The 18,732-nt window shown below is 71.2% G+C and carries 12 protein-coding genes; 11 read left to right on the forward strand and 1 reads right to left on the reverse strand.

Annotated elements, in window-relative coordinates; translation table 11 throughout:
• Nucleotides 1-36 precede the first annotated feature (36 nt).
• The 6 genes from ligA to AB0K60_RS27725 all read left to right on the forward strand — a co-directional run bounded on the left by ligA (nt 37) and on the right by AB0K60_RS27725 (nt 10,165).
• Complete coding sequence (gene ligA, locus AB0K60_RS27700) at nt 37-2,193, forward strand: NAD-dependent DNA ligase LigA (protein ID WP_364061175.1); 2,157 nt, start codon at nt 37-39, stop codon at nt 2,191-2,193.
• Between the two features lie 89 nt (nt 2,194-2,282).
• Nucleotides 2,283-4,364: a bifunctional diguanylate cyclase/phosphodiesterase gene (locus AB0K60_RS27705; protein ID WP_364061178.1), complete on the forward strand. Its 2,082-nt coding sequence runs from the start codon at nt 2,283-2,285 to the stop codon at nt 4,362-4,364.
• A gap of 102 nt (nt 4,365-4,466) precedes the next feature.
• Entirely contained in the window at nt 4,467-4,766 is a 300-nt protein-coding gene (gatC, locus tag AB0K60_RS27710; RefSeq protein ID WP_364061181.1) for an Asp-tRNA(Asn)/Glu-tRNA(Gln) amidotransferase subunit GatC, read from the forward strand.
• Entirely contained in the window at nt 4,763-6,256 is a 1,494-nt protein-coding gene (gene gatA / locus AB0K60_RS27715; RefSeq protein WP_364061184.1) for an Asp-tRNA(Asn)/Glu-tRNA(Gln) amidotransferase subunit GatA, read from the forward strand. Before gatC ends, gatA begins: the two co-directional genes overlap by 4 nt.
• On the forward strand, nt 6,253-7,761 hold the full coding sequence (gene gatB, locus AB0K60_RS27720; RefSeq protein WP_364061187.1) for an Asp-tRNA(Asn)/Glu-tRNA(Gln) amidotransferase subunit GatB: 1,509 nt from the start codon (nt 6,253-6,255) through the stop codon (nt 7,759-7,761). Before gatA ends, gatB begins: the two co-directional genes overlap by 4 nt.
• A 307-nt stretch (nt 7,762-8,068) precedes the next feature.
• Complete coding sequence (locus tag AB0K60_RS27725) at nt 8,069-10,165, forward strand: VanW family protein (protein ID WP_364061190.1); 2,097 nt, start codon at nt 8,069-8,071, stop codon at nt 10,163-10,165.
• On the opposite strand, the gene AB0K60_RS27730 is transcribed toward AB0K60_RS27725, so the two are convergent.
• Nucleotides 10,148-11,299, reverse strand: a complete 1,152-nt coding sequence (locus tag AB0K60_RS27730; protein ID WP_364061193.1) for a PQQ-dependent sugar dehydrogenase — start codon at nt 11,297-11,299, stop codon at nt 10,148-10,150. The genes AB0K60_RS27725 and AB0K60_RS27730 overlap by 18 nt on opposite strands.
• A 68-nt stretch (nt 11,300-11,367) precedes the next feature.
• On the opposite strand from AB0K60_RS27730, the gene AB0K60_RS27735 reads away from it, so the two are divergent.
• The 5 genes from AB0K60_RS27735 to ilvC all read left to right on the forward strand — a co-directional run bounded on the left by AB0K60_RS27735 (nt 11,368) and on the right by ilvC (nt 18,708).
• Nucleotides 11,368-12,279, forward strand: a complete 912-nt coding sequence (locus AB0K60_RS27735; RefSeq protein ID WP_364061196.1) for a 2-hydroxyacid dehydrogenase — start codon at nt 11,368-11,370, stop codon at nt 12,277-12,279.
• Nucleotides 12,280-12,468: 189 nt separating this feature from the next.
• Nucleotides 12,469-15,108 (forward strand): EAL domain-containing protein, encoded by a 2,640-nt coding sequence (locus AB0K60_RS27740; protein WP_364061199.1) that lies wholly within the window; start codon nt 12,469-12,471, stop codon nt 15,106-15,108.
• Nucleotides 15,109-15,312: 204 nt separating this feature from the next.
• A complete protein-coding gene (locus AB0K60_RS27745) occupies nt 15,313-17,127 on the forward strand; it encodes an acetolactate synthase large subunit (RefSeq protein WP_364061202.1) in 1,815 nt (604 codons plus the stop codon).
• Nucleotides 17,128-17,135: 8 nt separating this feature from the next.
• On the forward strand, nt 17,136-17,660 hold the full coding sequence (gene ilvN, locus AB0K60_RS27750; RefSeq protein ID WP_364061205.1) for an acetolactate synthase small subunit: 525 nt from the start codon (nt 17,136-17,138) through the stop codon (nt 17,658-17,660).
• A gap of 55 nt (nt 17,661-17,715) precedes the next feature.
• Nucleotides 17,716-18,708: a ketol-acid reductoisomerase gene (gene ilvC / locus AB0K60_RS27755; RefSeq protein WP_364061406.1), complete on the forward strand. Its 993-nt coding sequence runs from the start codon at nt 17,716-17,718 to the stop codon at nt 18,706-18,708.
• The last annotated feature ends 24 nt before the right edge of the window (nt 18,709-18,732 follow it).

An 18,732-nucleotide genomic window follows, 5' to 3' on the forward strand; every position in this document is an offset into this window, starting at 1 on the left:
GTCAGGGCGGACCGTTCGACGAGGGGAGTTCGGGGCATGAGCGTCGATTTCGAGGGCGCCGCCAGGCGGCACGCGGAGCTGTCGGAGCTGGTCGACGACGCGAACTGGCGGTACTACGTGCTCGACTCGCCGACGGTGAGCGACGCCGAGTACGACGGGTGGATGCGCGAGCTGAAGGAGCTGGAGGAGGCGTATCCGGGGCTGCGCACCCCCGACTCGCCGACCCAGCGGGTGGGCGCGCCGATGCGCACCGACTTCGCCAAGGTGACCCACATCGAGCGCATGGAGAGCCTCGACAACGTCTTCAACCAGGAGGAGCTCGCCGCCTGGCAGGCCCGCACCGAACGGGCGATCGAGCGCGACCCCGGCCCCTACCTGTGCGAGCTGAAGATCGACGGACTGGCGATCGCCCTGGTGTACGAGAAGGGGCGGCTGGTCCGGGCCGCGACCCGGGGCGACGGCGTCACCGGCGAGGACGTCACCAACAACGTGCGCACGATCGCGGACGTGCCGCATCGGCTGGCCGGGGACGATCCGCCGGACCTGCTGGAGGTGCGCGGCGAGGTGTTCCTGCCGGTGGCGGCGTTCGAGGAGCTCAACCGCAGGCTGCTCGACGCGGGGGAGTCGCCGTTCGCCAACCCGCGCAACTCGGCCGCGGGCTCGGTGCGGCAGAAGGATCCGCGGGTGACCGCGCAGCGGGCGCTGCGGGTGATCTGCCACGGCATCGGCCGGTGGGACGGCGGCGTGATGCCCAGGGCGCAGTCGGAGACGTACGAGCGGTTCAAGGAGATGGGCCTGCCGGTCAGCGACCTGTACCGGGTGGTCGGCACGATCGAGGAGATCTGCGCCTACATCGACCATTACGGCGAGCACCGGCACGACACCGAGTACGAGATCGACGGCGTCGTGGTGAAGGTCGATGACTTCGCCAAGCAGCGTCAGCTCGGCTCCACGGCCCGCGCGCCCCGCTGGGCGATCGCGTTCAAGTATCCGCCGGTCGAGGTCACCACCAAGCTGCTCGACATCCAGGTGGGCGTGGGACGCACCGGCAGGGTGACCCCGTTCGGCGTGATGAAGCCGGTGAAGGTGTCCGGGTCCACGGTGGAGCGGGCCACGCTGCACAACGCCGACGAGGTCGCGCGCAAGGGCGTGCTCATCGGCGACACGGTCGTGCTGCGCAAGGCCGGCGACGTGATCCCCGAGATCGTCAAGCCGGTGGAGGAGCTGCGCGACGGCTCCGAGCGCGGGTTCGTCATGCCGACGCACTGCCCGGAGTGCGGCACCGAGCTGCGCCGCATGCGCGAGGCGGACGTGGACATCCGCTGCCCCAACGCCAAGTCCTGCCCGGCGCAACTGCGTGAGCGCATCTACTTCGCCGCCGGGCGGGGCGCGTTCGACATCGACGCCCTCGGGTACGTCGCCGCGACCGCGCTGACCCAGCCGCTGCCGCCGCAGGAACCGCCGGTGCGCACCGAGGCGGACCTGTTCGACCTCACCATCGAGCAACTGCTGCCGATCCGGACGGTGGTCCGCGACCCGGACACCGGCCTGCCGAAGACCGATCCGGAGACCGGCGAGCCGAAGGTCGTCACGTTCTTCGCCAACAAGAAGGGCGAGCCGAAGAAGACCACCGAGACGCTGCTCGCCAAGCTGGAGGAGGCCAAGAACGCGCCGCTGTGGCGGGTGCTCGTCGCCCTGTCCATCCGGCACGTCGGCCCGGTCGCCGCGCAGGCGCTCGCCGCCGAGTTCCGCTCCCTGGAACGGATCTTCTCCGCCGAGGAGGAGGAGCTCGCCGCCGTCGAGGGCGTCGGCCCGACGATCGCCGCCTCGATCCGCGAATGGTACGCCGAGGACTGGCACCGCGAGATCGTCGAGCGCTGGCGCGCGGCGGGCGTACGCATGGCGCAGGAGCCCGCGGCCGAGGAGGAGACGCTGCCGCGCACCCTGGAGGGCCTCACCCTCGTGGTCACCGGCACCCTGGAGCAGTTCAGCCGCGACACCGCGAGCGCCGCGATCCAGGCCCGCGGCGGCAAGGTCACGAACTCGGTGTCGAAGAAGACCTCGTACCTGATCGCGGGCGAGAACGCCGGATCGAAGTATGAGAAGGCCGAGAAGCTGGGCGTGCCGATCCTTGACGAAGCGCGATTCCGGACGCTGCTTGAGCGAGGACCGGAAGGAGTAGCGGGTACGTAAATCCCGTGACGCAACGTGCCCAATCGGTTTCGCGAAGTGGCCCTGAGGTCGTACCCTCCCATAGTGACCTCTTGGGGGTTTGCCAGAGAATGACCGACCCACCGGACACCCGGGACATCGGTCCACGGCCGGGCTCGCCGCTGTGGACCTACCTCGCGGGCGTCATCATCGTGGGGCTCACCGCACTGGTCGTCGCCCAGGTGCGGCTCGGGCCCGATCAGCTCGCGCACGTGGCACGCCTGCCGCTGCTGTGGATGCTGGGCGCCCTCGTGGTGCTCGGGGAGCTGCGTCCCGTCGTCATGTCCGCATCCACCCTGGTGGGCGGCACGCCCGCCTCGGTGATGTTCAGCTTCGCCGTGCTGCTGCACTACGGCCTGTCGGTCGCCGTGCTCGCCCAGGCGGTGGCCGTCGTGGTCAGCGGCCTGGTGCACCGCCGCGCCTGGCACCGGGTGACGTTCAACGTCGCCCACGTCACGCTCGCCTGCACGGCCGGGGCGGTGGTGCTCGGCGCCTTCGGGGTGCTGCCGCACCCGTCCGGTCCGTGGGTGCCCGACAACGGCGACGACGTGGTCGCGATCGCGCTCGCCGCGCTCGCCTACTTCGTCGTGCGCGGCCTGCTGGTCTGCGGCGCGGTGGCGCTGCACGAGCGCCGCACGCTGCCCCGGGTGATCAAGGTGACGGTCGGCCCGCAGAGCCTCGCGTACGCCGCGATGCTGGGCCTCGCCCCGGTCGTGGTGGTGGTGATGACCTACACGCCGGTGCTGGTGCCGCTGTTCGTGGCCCCGCTCGCCGCCATGTACCTCACCGCGAACGTGTCGGCCCGCCGCGACCACCAGGCGATGCACGACGAGCTGACCGGCCTGCCCAACCGCAAGCATCTCATCGTCGCCATCGAGGAAGCGCTTGCCGAGCTGCGCCCCGACCAGCGCCTCGGGCTGCTTCTGCTTGATTTGGACGGGTTCAAGGAGGTCAACGACACCCTCGGCCATCCGGTGGGCGACCGCCTGCTGCAGATCATCGGGCACCGCCTCACCCACAGCGTACGGCCCGGCGACGTGGTGGCCCGGCTCGGCGGCGACGAGTTCGCCGTGCTGCTGCCGTCGATCAGGGACGCCCAGGCGGCCAAGGAGGTGGCCGCCCGGCTGCGGGCCGCGCTCACCGAGCCGGTGCGGCTGGAGGGCATGACGTTCGATTTGGACGCCTCGGTCGGCATCGCGCTCCACCCCGACCACGCCCCCGACTTCCAGCTCCTGCTGCAGCGGGCCGACGTGGCGATGTACCTGGCCAAGGAGGCCCGTACCGGCGTCGAGTTCTACGTCTCCGACAAGGATCGCAACTCGCCCGAACGGCTCAGCCTCCAGGGCGACCTGCGCCGCGCCGTCGATCGGGGCGAGCTGGAGCTGCACTATCAGCCCAAGGTGGTGCTCGCGGACGGCGCCGTGGACGGCGTCGAGGCGCTGCTGCGCTGGTGGCACCCGGTGCGCGGACCGGTGTCGCCGGCCGAGTTCATCCCGCTGGCCGAGCAGTCGTACCTGATGCGGGAGCTGACCCAGTACGTCATCGGCGCCGCGATGGAGCAGGCCGCGAAGTGGTGGCACGAGGGCATGAAGGTGCCGATCTCGGTCAACGTCTCGGCCCGGGACCTGCTCGACAACGGGCTCGCCGAGCAGATCGAGGCCGGGCTCGCCCGGCTGCGTCTGCCCGCCGGGACCCTCCAGCTTGAGGTGACCGAGCGGGTGCTCATGACCGACCAGGCGTACGCGGCCGACACGATCCGGGCGCTGGCCGGGCTCGGCGTGCCGCTGGCGCTCGACGACTTCGGCACCGGCTACTCGTCGCTGGTGCGCCTGCAGCGGCTGCCCGTCTCCGAGGTGAAGATCGACGCCTCGTTCGTACGCCGGCTGACCGAGTCGCCGGACGACGAGCGGATCGTGCGCTCCACGATCGACCTGGTCCGCTCGCTCGGGCTGCGCTCGGTGGCCGAGGGCGTGGAGTCGGCCGAGATCGCCGAGCGGCTGCGCGACCTGAACTGCGACGTCGGCCAGGGCTGGTGGCTCGGCGAGCCGATGGCCGCCGCCGAGGCGACCGCGTGGCTGCGCGAGCGGCTGCGTGCGGTGCCGCCGGTCGCCCCGGTCGAAGCACCGGCGGGGGCGATGGGGGGAGCGGTATGAAGCCCGGTATGAAGAAGCTGTTAATCGTTCGGTGGGGTCGGGCCGTCGCCCTAGGATGAGGTGACTGTCCAATCGCCATTAGTGAAACGGGTTTAACGACTCATGTCCGCCATAACCCGCGACGAGGTCGCACACCTCGCACGGTTGTCCCGGCTGGCGCTGACCGACGACGAGCTCGACCACTACGCCGCTCAGCTCGACGACATTCTCGCCGCGGTCGCCCGCGTCTCCGAGGTCGCCGCCGACGACATCCCGCCGTCCTCGCACGCGCTGCCGCTCACCAACGTCTACCGGCCCGACGAGGTGCGGCCCGGTCTGACGCCGCAGCAGGCGTTGGACCAGGCGCCCGCCGTCGAGGAGGATCGCTTCCGCGTCCCGCGCATCCTGGGGGAGGAGGCATGAGCGAACTGACCACGAAGACGGCCGCTGAGCTGGGGCGTCTGATCGCCTCCGGGGAGGTGTCCGCCGTCGAGGTGACGCGGGCGCACCTGGACCGGATCGCCGAGGTCGAGCCGAAGATCGACGCATTTCTGCACGTGGCGGCCGAGTCGGCGGTCGAGCAGGCCCGCGCGGTGGACGAGCGCCGGGCGGCCGGCGAGGAGCTGGGCCCGCTGGCGGGCGTGCCGATCGCGCACAAGGACATCTTCACCACCCGCGACATGCCCACCACCGCCGCGTCGAAGATCCTGCAGGGTTGGCGGCCGCCGTACGACGCGACCGTGACCCGCCGCCTGCGCGAGGCCGGGCTGGTGATCCTCGGCAAGACGAACCTGGACGAGTTCGCGATGGGCTCCTCCACGGAGAACTCGGCGTACAAGCCGACGCGCAACCCGTGGGACCTGTCGCGCGTGCCCGGCGGGTCCTCGGGCGGCTCCTCGGCCGCCGTCGCCGCGTACGCCGCCCCGCTCGCCACCGGCACCGACACCGGCGGCTCGATCCGCCAGCCCGCGGCCGTCACCGGCATCGTCGGCATGAAGCCCACCTACGGCGGATCCTCCCGGTACGGCCTGATCGCCTTCGCCTCCTCGCTCGACACGCCGGGCCCGTTCGCCCGCAACGTGCTCGACGCCGCGCTGCTGCACGAGGCGTTCTCCGGCCACGACCCGATGGACTCCACCTCGATCGACGCCCCGGTCCCGCCGGTGGTCGAGGCCGCCCGCCAGGCCGACGTGGCCGGGCTGCGGGTCGGCGTGATCAAGGAGTTCGGCGGCGAGGGCTACCAGCCGGGCGTGCTGCGCCGCTTCCACGAGGCCGTCGAGCTGCTGGAGTCGCTGGGCGCCAAGACCGTCGAGGTGTCCTGCCCGTCGTTCGCCTACGCGCTCCCGGCGTACTATCTGATCGCCCCGTCGGAGTGCTCGTCGAACCTGGCCCGCTTCGACGCCATGCGGTACGGCCTGCGCGTCGGCGACAACGGCGCGCGCAGCGCCGAGGAGGTCATGGCGCTCACCCGGGCCGCCGGGTTCGGCCCGGAGGTCAAGCGCCGCATCATGCTCGGCACGTACGCGCTGTCGTCGGGGTACTACGACGCCTACTACGGCTCGGCGCAGAAGGTCCGCACGCTGATCGCCCGCGACTTCGAGGCGGCGTTCCACCAGGTGGACGTGCTGATCTCGCCGACCACGCCGACCACGGCGTTCCCGCTCGGCGAGCGTACCGACGACCCGATGGCGATGTACCTCGCCGACCTGTGCACGATCCCGTCGAACCTGGCGGGCAACGCGGCCATCTCCGTCCCCTGCGGCCTCGCCGAGGAGGACAACCTGCCCGTCGGCCTGCAGATCCTCGCCCCGGTGCTGGGCGACGACCGCTGCTACCGGGTGGGCGCGGCCGTGGAGAAGGCCCTGGAGGACCGCTGGGGCGGCCCGCTGCTGAAGGAGGCCCCGTCGCTGTGAGCACCGCTGAGACCTTGATGCCGTTCGACGAGGCGATGGAGCGGTACGAGCCCGTGCTCGGCCTGGAGACCCACGTCGAGCTCGGCACCGCCTCGAAGATGTTCTGCGGCTGCCCGACCGCGTTCGGCGCGCCGCCGAACACCCAGGTCTGCCCGGTCTGCCTGGGTCTGCCCGGCTCGCTGCCGGTCGCGAACGAGAAGGCGATCGAGTCCACGATCCGCATCGGCCTCGCGCTCAACTGCTCGATCGCCGAGTGGTGCCGCTTTGCCCGGAAGAACTACTTCTATCCGGACATGCCGAAGAACTTCCAGATCAGCCAGTACGACGAGCCGCTGTGCTTCGACGGGTACCTCGACGTCGAGGTGGGCGGCACGACCGTGCGGATCGGCATCGAGCGGGTGCATCTGGAGGAGGACACCGGCAAGTCCACCCACGTGGGCGGGGCCACCGGGCGCATTCACGGGGCCGACTACTCGATCGTCGACTACAACCGGGCGGGCATCCCGCTCGTGGAGATCGTCACCAAGCCGATCCCGGGCGCCGACCGGCTCGCGCCCGAGGTCGCCCGCGCGTACGTCACCGAGCTGCGCGAGCTGATGCGCGCGCTCGGCGTCTCCGACGTGCGCATGGAGGAGGGCTCGCTGCGGTGTGACGTCAACGTGTCGCTGATGCCGCGCGGCGGAACCGAGTGGGGCACCCGTACCGAGACCAAGAACGTCAACTCGCTGCGCTCGGTGGAGCGGGCGGTGCGGCACGAGATCGAGCGGCAGGCGGCGATCCTCGCCGAGGGCGGCCGCATCGTGCAGGAGACCCGGCACTTCCACGAGGACACCGGCATCACCACCTCCGGGCGGTCCAAGGAGGAGGCGCAGGACTACCGCTACTTCCCCGAGCCGGACCTGGTGCCGATCGCGCCCGCCCGCGACTGGGTGGAGGAGCTGCGGGCCAAGCTGCCCGAGCTGCCGTCGGTGCGGCGCCGCCGGTTGCAGGCCGAGTGGGGCGTGTCCGACCTGGACATGGCCGCCATGCACAACGCCGACGCGATCGACCTGGTCGAGGCCACGGTCGCGGCCGGGGCGCCGCCCGCCGACGCGCGCAAGTGGTGGATGGGCGAGCTGGCCCGGCGGGCGAACGAGTCCGGGACGACGCTCGCCGAGCTGCCGATCACGCCCGGCCAGGTGGCGCGGGTGTGCGAGCTGGTGGCCTCCGGCGCGCTCAACGACAAGCTCGCCCGGCAGGTGCTGGAGGGCGTGCTCGCCGGCGAGGGCTCGCCGGACGAGGTGGTCGAGGGGCGCGGCCTGAAGATCGTCAGCGACGAGGGCGAGCTGGCCGCGCTGGTGGACCAGGTGATCGCCGAGAACGCGGACGCGGCCGACAAGGTGCGCAACGGCAAGATCGCGGCGGCGGGCGCGCTCGTCGGCGGCGTGATGAAGGCGAGCCGGGGCAAGGCCGACGCGGGCCGGGCCCGGCAGCTCATTCTGGAGCGGCTCGGCGTCAGCGAGTAAGACCGGTTGGGGCGGCGCCGTCACGTTGTGGCAACGTGGCGGCGCTGTCGCGTATCCGGTATCAAGAAAACGCACAGACGCGATATAGCGCGATGCGGTCGGGCGGGCGCGGACAGGGGTCGCTCCGCCCTCGCCACCGTCTCTACCAGGGCTAAGCGCGTAATCAGAAAGCCGATTAACACGTCTTCGCAGGTAGAAGGCATTTCGCATAATTCTCTTGAGATTGTTGTTCTAATTAGTGACATATGCGAATGCGCGTGGTTTAAGGTATGCATCGGGAGTCGCTGTGACGGGAGGTGACGCGGGCGTGACCAACGCCAGGGCGTCGGTGGACCCGCCCACAGACCCGTTCGAGGCCGCACCGCCGCCTCCGGCCCGGTACCCGGTCCGGCCCGTCTCCAAGAAACTTCCTCCCGGCGTTTCGCCGGAAATCTTTCAACCGGGCCGTGGCCTGCCGCTTCCCTTCGCCAAACCGCAGCAGGGGAAGGGCGGCCTGCCCCCGGCGGTGCCCCCGGTCGAACCGTGGCCGCTCAAAGGGCCCACGCTGCGCGAACGGTACCATTCGCGCCCGGCCGCGCAACGCGTTCTCAAGGAATCCGAGGAACCTCCCAAGGAGCTCGGCCCCGGCGCGGGGGCCGAGTCGGCCGCCTCCACGGGTCGCGCCCGCCGCATCGTGATCCTCACCGCGCTCGGGGCGCTCGGTCTTCTCCTCGCCTACCTGGTGCCCGCCTGGCTCATGTCCGGCAAGGTGCTGCCGGGCACCACCGTGGCCGGCATCGACGTCGGCGGCCTGACCTCCGGCGAGGCCGCCGAGCGGCTGAACGACTGGTTCACCGTACGGGAGAGCGCCGACATCGCCGTCAAGGTCGGCCCGCGCCGGTTCACGGTGAGCCCGCTCAAGGCCGGGCTCACGTTCGACGCCGCCGGCACGGTCGCGCAACTGCCCACCGGCTTCCCCGGTCCCGGCGACGTCTGGCGGGCGATCACCTCGCGGACCCCGCTCCAGCCGCAGATCATGGTGAACGAGGCGAAGCTGAAGGAGCAGGTCGCGCTCATCGCGGCCGAGGTCGACCGCCCCCTCTATACGGGCGCGGTGGTCTACCGGGGCCGCGAGCCGGTGGTCGTGCCGCCACGCGACGGCGTGATCCTCGACCAGGCCGCCGCGATGGCGGCGATCAAGAAGGCCTACCTCGGCTCCGGCACGCCCGTCGAGCTCACCCTGCGGACGGACCCGCCGACGATCTCGGCCGAGACGATCAAGCAGTGGCTGCCGGAGGCGCGCGAGGCGCTGTCCGGGCCGCTCACCCTGGTCAACGGGACCAGGAGGGTGGTGCTCCCGGTCGAGGTGATCGCGGCCAACCTGCGGTTCGTGCCCAACAAGGTGGGCAAGCCGGAGCCCGAGTTCGACGCGCGCACCGCCATCGAGGGCGTGGAGCGGAACCTGCTCGACCCGGCGACCGCGCCGCGCGACGCCACCTTCGGCATCGTGGGGGGCAAACCCGCGCTGGTGCCCGGACGGGCCGGCCAGGGGGTGGACACCGAACGGCTGGCCGCGTCCGTGATCGAGGCGCTCACCGGGGGCGGGAGCCGTACGATCGAGGTGACGCTGACCAGGACCCGGCCCCGGCTGGACGACGCCGAGGCGACCAAACTCGGGATCAAGGAGAAGGTCGGCGCGTTCACCACAAGGCACCAGTGCTGCACGCCGCGGACCGTCAACATCAGCAAGATCACCGAGCTGGTGGACGGCCACGTCGTCAAGCCGGGCGAGACGTTCTCCCTCAACGACCTCGTCGGGCGCCCCGACCGGGCGCGCGGGTTCGTCAGCGGCCCGGCGATCGAGAACGGCCGGGTGGTCATCCGGATGGGCGGCGGCGTCTCGGAGTTCGCCACCGCGTTGTACGGCGCGGTCTTCCACGCCGGGCTGAAGATCGTCAAGCGGGAGGGGCACGACTTCTCCGTCCCCCGCTACCCGCCGGGATTGGACGCCGCGCTCGCCTACCCGGACACGGACCTGCGCTGGCGCAACGACTCCAAGTACGGCGTGTTCATCCACGCCGTCCACACCGGCACCGAGCTGACCGTGGAGCTGTGGAGCACCCGCCGCTACGACGCCGTCAAGGCCGTCACCTCGGACAAGCGCGACGTCAAGCCGTTCCAGACCGTCGCCGACAGCGGGCCGGACTGCGTGGAGACGCCCGGCGCCAACGGCTTCACCGTCACCGTCACCCGCGTCTTCGAGCGCGACGGCGCCGAGGTGAAACGGGACAAGCCCGTCACCACGGTCTACCGGCCGCAGCCCAGGGTCACCTGCGGCGAGACCACCACCCAGGCCGCGTCCGGCGAGAGCGACCGCGTGCTCATCGACTCGTCGGAGCGGGGCCTGTCAGGTCAGCGGGACTAGCAGGATCCGGTCGTCCGACTCGGCCGGCGAGCCGCGGCCGTCGCGGTTGCTGGTGCCCACCCACAGCGCCCTGCCGTCGGGGGTCGGGGTGACCGAGCGGAGCCTGCCGTACTCGCCCTGCCACAGGCCGCGCGGCCCGCGGACCTCGCCGTCGGCGACCGGCACCTGCCACAGCCGGGTGCCGCGCAGGGCGGCGACCCACAGCGAGCCGCCCGCGTACGCCAGGCCGGACGGCGAGGCCTCGTCGGTCGACCAGGTGAGCAGCGGGTCGGTGTAGCGGTCGTCGCCGCCGATGCCCTCCACCTCGGGCCAGCCGTAGTTGTGGCCCTTCTCGATCCGGTTGATCTCGTCGTAGGTGTTCTGGCCGAACTCCGTGGCGTACATGGTGCCTGATTCGTCCCAGGCGAGGCCCTGCACGTTGCGGTGGCCGTAGGTCCACACCAGCGAGTCGCCGAACGGGTTGCCCGGCGGGGCCTCGCCGTCCATGGTCATGCGCAGGATCTTGCCGCCGAGCGACTCGCGGTCCTGGGCCAGGCCGCTCTGGCCGGTCTCGCCGGTGCCCGCGTACAGGTAGCCGTCGGGGCCGAACGCGATGCGCCCGCCGTTGTGGATGCCGCCGCTGGGGATGCCGCTGAGGATCACCTTCGGGTCCGACAGCCCGTCCTGGTAGCGGTAGCGCACGATGCGGTTGTCGTCCTGGGCGGTGAAGTACACGAAGACGAAGTGGTCCCGCTCGAAGTCCGGGGAGACGGCGATGCCCATCAGGCCGCCCTCGCCGCGCGGGACGACGCCCTCGACGGCGCCGACCTCGCTGACCCGGCCCTCGGCGTTCACCCGGACGATCCGCGCCGAGTTCCGCTCGGTCACCAGCGCGTCGCCGTCCGGCAGGAACGCGATCGCCCACGGCACCTCGAGATCGCTGACGAGGACGCGGGGATTTCCCGGGGAGAGCCTTGGCCCGGGGACGGGGGTGCCACTCGGGGTGTCACTCGGGGCGACCGGCGCGGACGTCTCGATCGGCGGCGGCGTGCGGCCCTGCCCGACGCGCTCGGCGGCCTCCGGGCCTGCGCACCCCGCCGTCGCCGCGGCGAGGGCGAGCGCGGCCGTGACCGCCATGATCCTCTGATTCGGCATAAGACCTCCTGTATGACTGCATACGGCCGCGGATGACCGGAGGTTCCCACCCGCTAGGGTTCCACGTCATGAAGATCTGGGTTCCTTCGCAAGCCGCCGCGGATGTTCTGGCCGATCTGCCCGGCGTGGAGTGCGCCGTCTTCGACGGCACCGGCGCCCCGCCGGACGGTCTTGAGGAGGTGGAGGTCTGGGTCCCCGCGCTGATCCCCTTCGGAGACCTCGCGAACCTGATCCCTCGCATGACCAAGCTACGCCTCGTGCAGACGATTTCCGCCGGGGTCGATCCCTACCTTCCGCACATCCCCGAGGGGGTGACGCTGTGCAACGCCCGGGGCGTGCACGACGCGGGGACCGCCGAGTGGGCGGTGGGCGCGATGATCGCGGTGCTGCGCGAGTTCCCGCACTTCGTCACCGAGCAGCGAGAGGGCGTGTGGGCGTATCGGTTCACCGAGACGCTGGCCGACTCGACCGTGCTGATCCTCGGGTACGGCTCGATCGGCGAGGCGGTGGAGCGCCGGCTGGCCGGGTTCGAGGTGGCGGAGATCATCCGCGTGGCCCGGTCGGCCCGGCCGGGGGTGCACGGGCAGGAGGAGTTGCCGCGCCTGCTGCCGCGGGCGGACGTCGTCGTGCTGCTCGTGCCCGCCACCAGCGGCACCGCCGGGATGGTCGACGCGGAGTTCCTCGCCCGGATGAAGGACGGCGCGGTGCTGGTCAACGCCGCCCGGGGCGGCGTCGTGGACACCGACGCGCTGCTCGCGGAGCTGACCGCGGGGCGGTTGCGCGCCGCCGTGGACGTGACCGCCCCCGAGCCGCTGCCGCCGGGGCATCCGCTGTGGTCGGCGCCGGGTATCATGATCACGCCGCACGTCGCCGGGAGCACCCCGGCGTCGCAGCGGCGCGCGCTCAAATTGATCCGGTCTCAGATACTGAGATACCTTTCCGGTGAGCCCCTGCGGAACGTCATCACGGGGTCGTACTGACCAGCAATGGAATCCTGACCGTGGCTGCCTCGTGACCTCAGGTGCGTAGCGTGAGGTCACGCGTACTCGACCGCATCGTGGGACAACGGGCAGGAGCGGTTATCAGATCGGTGACGACTGCCGTGTTGTGACCACGTCGGTCCGGGTGCGCGGGCAACACTGGCCATGTGAACGAACTGATGGGCGACGATGTTGAACGCCTGGCGTGACCTGCGGGTCCCGCTCACCGCTGCGGGGTTCGGCGCGGCGGGGATCGCCGCCGCCCTGATCCTGGGCGGGGCCTCCTCGATGGCCGCCGTCGTCGCCGCCGTGGTCACCGGGCTGCTCGCCGCGGTGTCCCTGCTCGCCGTCTCCGCCCGCGTGGGGACGGGGCAGCGGCACGAGTCGCCGTACATGCGCTGGCTCGCCGCCGGCGCCGTCGTCTGGCTCCTCGGCGTCGGGCTGCGGCCGGTGGCCGAGGGCACCGCCTTCGTCCTGACCTTCGCCGACCTGCTGCTCGCGGTCGGCGCGGCCATGCTCACGATCGGGTGCGCGTCGAGCGCCACCTGGCCGCCGCCAGGGCGCGGAGTGCTCCGATTGGCCAGCGACGCCTACCTCTCGGCGGCCTCGCTGTTCGTGATCGGCTGGGTGCTGTGGCTCGGCGGGGTGTACCGTTCCGCCGAGGAGCCCGGCATGGTCTACGCCGAGTTCGCGCTGCCGCTGCTGTGCCTGCTGGCCACCTGCGCCGCCGCGGCCGTCGTGCTGGCCCCGGACTCGGGCGCGCACGGCGGCGGCCGGGCCGGGCTCGTCGTGCTCGCCACGATCACCGTGGCGGAGTTCGCCACCGCCGCGGCGCGGATCGGGGGCGAGGCGCCGCCGCTGCTCACCGGTCTGCTCACGCCCCTGGCGTTCCTGCTGATGGCCGGGGTGGCCGCGTGGACGGCCGAGGGCCGGGCGCTACCCTCGTGGCCGGTGCCGCACTGGGTGAGCGCGGCCGTGCCGCTGGCGCTGGTGGCCGTGGCGACGGTGCTGCTCGCCGCCGGGATGGTCACCGGCGGCCTGGCGACCGACGCGGCGGTGCTGCCGATCGTGGTCGCCTCCATGGTGCTCGTGCTGCTGCTGCGGCTGTTCGTGCTGCTGATCGAGGGCATGGCCCTGCGCCACCGGATCGAGGCCGGCGAGCGGCGGCTGCGCGGGCTCGCCGAGAGCGCCGGGCACGTCGTGCTCGTCTGCGACACCGAGGGCGTCATCCACGAGATCGGGGACGGCGTCGAGGACACCTACGGGTACCGGCCCGACCAGCTCGTGACCAACGCGATCTTCGACTACGTGCATCCGGAGGACGTGCCGACGATCCAGAACGCGCTCGCCGCGTTCGACGAGGACGTCTCCGACCGGCAGGGCGCCTGCCGCATCGCCTGCCGCATCCGCGCCGCCGACGGCACCTGGCGGCCGACCGAGGCGGTGGCGACCCGGCACGGCGGCGTCGAGGACCACATCATGGTCTCGGCCCGCGACGTCAGCGACCACGTGGCGCTGCAGAACCAGGTGGCCCACCTGACCTTCCACGACGGCGTGACCGGGCTGCCCAACCGGGCCTACTTCGAGGAGCGCACGCGCGAGGTGCTCGCGCGGCCGTACACGAGCGGCACCGCGGTGATCTTCGTGGACCTCGACGGGTTCACCGCCGTGAACGACTCGGTGGGGCACGCCAGCGGCGACTACCTGCTCGGGCAGGCGGCGCGGCGGCTGCGCGGCACGGTCGGCGGGGACGCCACCCTCGCCCGGTGGGGCGGCGACGAGTTCGCCGTGCTCATCGAGGGCGGGGACGGGCAGAACGCCGTCGATCTCGCCGAGCGGCTCGTCGGCGCGGTGTCGGGCGAGCCGTTCCGGATCGCGGACCGGGACGTGGCGCTCACCGCGAGCGTCGGCGTCGCCTTCGACGAGGAGGACATGCCCGCGGGCGACCTGATCCGCAACGCCGACGTCGCGATGGCGAAGGCGAAGCAGCAGGGCGGACGCCGGGTGGAGGTGTTCGCCGCGCAGATGCACGCCGACGTGGTACGCCGCCTGGAGATCGCCGCCGACCTGCAGCGGGCGCTGCTCGACAAGCAGTTCACCGTGGAGTACCAGCCGGTGGTGGACCTCGCCACCTCGCGGGTCACCGCCGTGGAGGCCCTGGTGCGCTGGTGGCGCGGGGGCGCGTTCGTGCCGCCCGAGCAGTTCCTCGGGGCCGCCGAGGACACCGGCGTGATCGTGCCGCTGAGCGAGTGGATCCTGCGCGAGGCGTGCCGCGAGGTCGCGGGCTGGCGGGCGTCCGCGTGGGACGTCGGGCTGTCGGTCAACCTGTCCACCCGGCAGATCAACGCGCCGCGGTTCGTGGAGACCGTGCGCTCGGCGCTGGAGGACAGCGGCCTGCCGGCCAGCGCGCTCACCCTTGAGGTGATCGAGGAGATGCTCGTCGAGGACGCCGAGGAGACCCTCGCCCGGCTGGCCGAGCTGCGCTCGCTGGGCGTGCGGCTCGCCATCGACGACTTCGGCACCGGCTACGCCTCGCTCGCCTTCCTGCGCGAGGTCCCCGTCGACATGATCAAAATCGATCCGTCGTTCGTGGCGGGCCTCGGCCGCGACGAGACGCTCACGCTGCTCACCCGCACGATCGTACGGCTCGGCAACGACCTCGGCCTGATCGTGGTCGCCGAGGGCATCGAGCGCCCCGAGCAGCTCGACCTGCTGCGCGAGATGGGCTGCACCCGCGGCCAGGGCTTCCTGGTCGCGCGCCCCACCACGGCGCACGGCGTCGAGACCCTCATGCGCACCACCCTGGCCGGCTTACAGAACACCGCCTGACCGTCGCCCGTCTCGCGACCGGCGGCTCACATCCCGGATCGTGAGACATGGGACCCCCGAGTTGACACTTCGTGCCGCCGGGCGAGTATGGTGTTCGCATGCATCGCAGTGGGATTCTCGTAGTACTTCGTCGGCGCGCAGGCTGACGAAGTACTCGACCTGCGCGCGCCCCAGTTCGCCGATCCGGCGGACGGGGCATTTTTTATGGCCATTTACCACAGCACTTACCTGCTTAACGGCACATTTGCCTCACAGCCAGCAAGGAACGAGCCGATGACCGAACAGATGACAGGGGCCCAGGCTCTGGTCAGGGCGCTGGAGAACGTCGGAGTCGACACCGTGTTCGGGATCCCGGGCGGAGCCGTCCTCCCCGCCTACGACCCGCTCTACGACTCGACCAAGGTCCGGCACGTGCTTGTACGGCACGAGCAGGGCGCCGGCCACGCCGCCGAGGGGTACGCGCAGGCCACCGGCCGGGTCGGGGTGTGCATGGCCACCAGCGGCCCCGGCGCCACCAACCTGGTGACGCCCATCGCCGACGCGTACATGGACTCGGTGCCGATCGTCGCGATCACCGGCCAGGTGTCCACCCCGATGATCGGCACGGACGCCTTCCAGGAGGCGGACATCTCCGGCATCACCATGCCGATCACCAAGCACAACTTCCTGGTGACCGACGCGTCCGACATCGCCCGCACGATCGCCGAGGCGTTCCACATCGCCTCCACCGGCCGCCCCGGCCCGGTCCTGGTGGACATCCCCAAGGACGTGCTGCAGGCCACCACGACGTTCTCCTGGCCACCGACCCTGCGGCTGCCCGGCTACCGCCCGGTCACCAAGCCGCACTCCAAGCAGATCCGCGAGGCGGCCCGCATGATCGTGGAGTGCGAGCGCCCGGTGCTGTACGTCGGCGGCGGCGTGCACAAGGCCCGCGCCTCGGCCGAGCTGCGGCAACTGGCCGAGCTGACCGGCATCCCCGTGGTGACCACGCTGATGGCGCGCGGCACCTTCCCCGACAGCCACCGCCAGCACCTGGGCATGCCGGGCATGCACGGCAGCGTCGCCGCCGTCGGCGCGCTGCAGCGCAGCGACCTGATCATCGCCCTGGGCACCCGCTTCGACGACCGCGTCACCGGCGACCTGTCCAGCTTCGCCCCGCACGCCAAGGTCGTGCACGCCGACATCGACCCGGCCGAGATCTCCAAGAACCGGCACGCGGACGTGCCGATCGTCGGCGACTGCCGCGAGGTGCTCACCGACCTGGTCAACGCGGTGCGCAACGAGCACAACGAGGGCCGCCGCGGCGACTACGAGGCCTGGTGGAAGGTGCTCGACGGCTACCGCACCACCTATCCGCTGGGCTACGACGAGTTCGAGGACGGCTCCCTCGCCCCGCAGTACGTCATGGAGCGCCTGAGCGCCATCGTCGGGCCGGACGCGTACTACGTGGCCGGCGTCGGCCAGCACCAGATGTGGGCCGCGCAGTTCATCGGCTACGAGCGGCCCGGCACCTTCATCAACTCCGGCGGCGCGGGCACGATGGGCTTCGCCGTCCCGGCCGCGATGGGGGCCAAGATGGGGCGGCCGGACGCGACCGTGTGGGCGATCGACGGCGACGGCTGCTTCCAGATGACCAACCAGGAGCTCGCCACCTGCGCCATCGAGGGCGTGCCGATCAAGGTGGCCGTCATCAACAACGGCAACCTCGGCATGGTCCGCCAGTGGCAGACGCTGTTCTACAACGAGCGGTACTCCAACACCGACCTGCAGAGCCGCCGCCGGATTCCGGACTTCGTCAAGCTGGCGGAGGCGTACGGTTGTGTCGGCCTGCGGTGCGAGCGTCCCGAGGACGTGGACGACACCATCGCCAAGGCCATGGAGATCAACGACGTGCCCGTGGTCGTCGACTTCGTCGTCCACCAGGACGCGATGGTCTGGCCGATGGTCGCGGCGGGCACCAGCAACGACGACATCAAGTTCGCCCGGGACATGGCCCCGGTCTGGGACACCGAGGAGTAATAGGCGACATGAGCAAGCACACGCTCTCGGTGCTGGTGGAGAACCGGCCGGGCGTACTGGCGAGGGTGGCCTCGCTGTTCAGCCGCCGCGGGTTCAACATCGACTCGCTCGCGGTCGGGCCGACCGAGCACGACGACATCTCCCGCATGACCATCGTGGTCAACGTCGAGGATCTGCCGCTTGAGCAGGTCACCAAACAGCTCAACAAGCTGGTCAACGTGCTGAAGATCGTGGAGCTGGATCCTTCCGCGTCCGTTCAGCGCGAGCTTATGCTGATCAAGGTCCGGGCCGACGCGGAGAGCCGCTCCCACGTGCTGGAGCTGGTGAACCTGTTCCGCGCCCGCTGCGTGGACGTCGCGACCGACGCGGTCACCATCGAGGTCACCGGCACCTCCGACAAACTGGAGGCGTTCGTCCGGGTGCTGGAGCCGTACGGCATCAAGGAACTGGTGCAAAGCGGCATGGTGGCGATCGGGCGCGGGGCGCGCTCCATCACCGACCGGTCGCTGCGTGCGCTGGACCGATCGGCATAATGCATGGTGCCCGGCCGTACCCCACACGAACAGTAGAGAGGGAACAGTGACAGAGATCTTCTATGACGACCAGGCCGACCTGTCGATCATCCAGGGCCGGCATGTGGCCGTCCTCGGGTACGGCAGCCAGGGCCACGCCCACGCGCTCTCGCTGCGCGACTCCGGCGTGGACGTGCGCGTCGGCCTGCCCGAGGGCTCCAAGAGCCGGGAGAAGGCGGAGAACGACGGCCTGCGGGTGGTCACCCCGGGCGAGGCCGCCGAGGAGGCCGACCTCGTGATGATCCTGGCGCCCGACCACATCCAGCGCCACCTGTACGCCGAGCACGTCGCGCCGAACCTGGTCGAGGGCGACGCGCTGTTCTTCGGCCACGGCCTCAACATCCGCTACGGCCTGATCAAGCCCCCGGAGGGCGTGGACGTGGCCATGGTCGCCCCGAAGGGCCCCGGCCACCTGGTCCGCCGCCAGTTCACCGCCGGCCGCGGCGTGCCCGTGCTCGTCGCCGTCGAGCACGACGCCTCCGGCGACGCCTGGCCGCTGGTGCTGTCGTACGCCAAGGCCATCGGCGGCACCCGCGCGGGCGCGCTGAAGACCACCTTCACCGAGGAGACCGAGACCGACCTGTTCGGCGAGCAGGCCGTGCTCTGCGGCGGCATCTCCGAGCTGATCAAGGCGGGCTTCGAGACGCTGGTCGAGGCCGGCTACCAGCCCGAGGTGGCCTACTTCGAGTGCCTGCACGAGATGAAGCTCATCGTCGATCTCATGTACGAGGGCGGCATCTCCAAGATGTACTGGTCGGTCTCCGACACCGCCGAGTACGGCGGCTACTCGCGCGGCAGCCGCCTGATCAACTCCGAGACCAAGAAGGAGATGCGCCGCATCCTCGACGAGGTCCAGGACGGCCGCTTCGCCGACGAGCTGGTCAAGGAGTTCGACGGCGGCCAGACCAACTTCCGCCGCTACCGCGAGGAGCTGGCCGAGCACCCGATCGAGAAGACCGGGGCCAAGCTGCGCCCCATGATGAGCTGGCTCAAGAACGCCGACGACTGATCTCTCGGCCGTTCCCAGCACGTG

This window comes from Thermopolyspora sp. NPDC052614, from assembly GCF_040678635.1.
Lineage (GTDB): Bacteria > Actinomycetota > Actinomycetes > Streptosporangiales > Streptosporangiaceae > Thermopolyspora.

Excerpts from the sequence above, each read along its gene's own strand:
- ligA (WP_364061175.1), top strand. The coding sequence starts at position 37 with ATGAGCGTCGATTTCGAGGGCGCCGCCAGGCGGCACGCGGAGCTGTCG.
- AB0K60_RS27705 (WP_364061178.1), top strand. The coding sequence starts at position 2,283 with ATGACCGACCCACCGGACACCCGGGACATCGGTCCACGGCCGGGCTCG.
- gatC (WP_364061181.1), top strand. The coding sequence starts at position 4,467 with ATGTCCGCCATAACCCGCGACGAGGTCGCACACCTCGCACGGTTGTCC.
- gatA (WP_364061184.1), top strand. The coding sequence starts at position 4,763 with ATGAGCGAACTGACCACGAAGACGGCCGCTGAGCTGGGGCGTCTGATC.
- AB0K60_RS27730 (WP_364061193.1), bottom strand. The coding sequence starts at position 11,299 with ATGCCGAATCAGAGGATCATGGCGGTCACGGCCGCGCTCGCCCTCGCC.
- AB0K60_RS27735 (WP_364061196.1), top strand. The coding sequence starts at position 11,368 with ATGAAGATCTGGGTTCCTTCGCAAGCCGCCGCGGATGTTCTGGCCGAT.
- AB0K60_RS27740 (WP_364061199.1), top strand. The coding sequence starts at position 12,469 with ATGTTGAACGCCTGGCGTGACCTGCGGGTCCCGCTCACCGCTGCGGGG.
- AB0K60_RS27745 (WP_364061202.1), top strand. The coding sequence starts at position 15,313 with ATGGCCATTTACCACAGCACTTACCTGCTTAACGGCACATTTGCCTCA.
- ilvN (WP_364061205.1), top strand. The coding sequence starts at position 17,136 with ATGAGCAAGCACACGCTCTCGGTGCTGGTGGAGAACCGGCCGGGCGTA.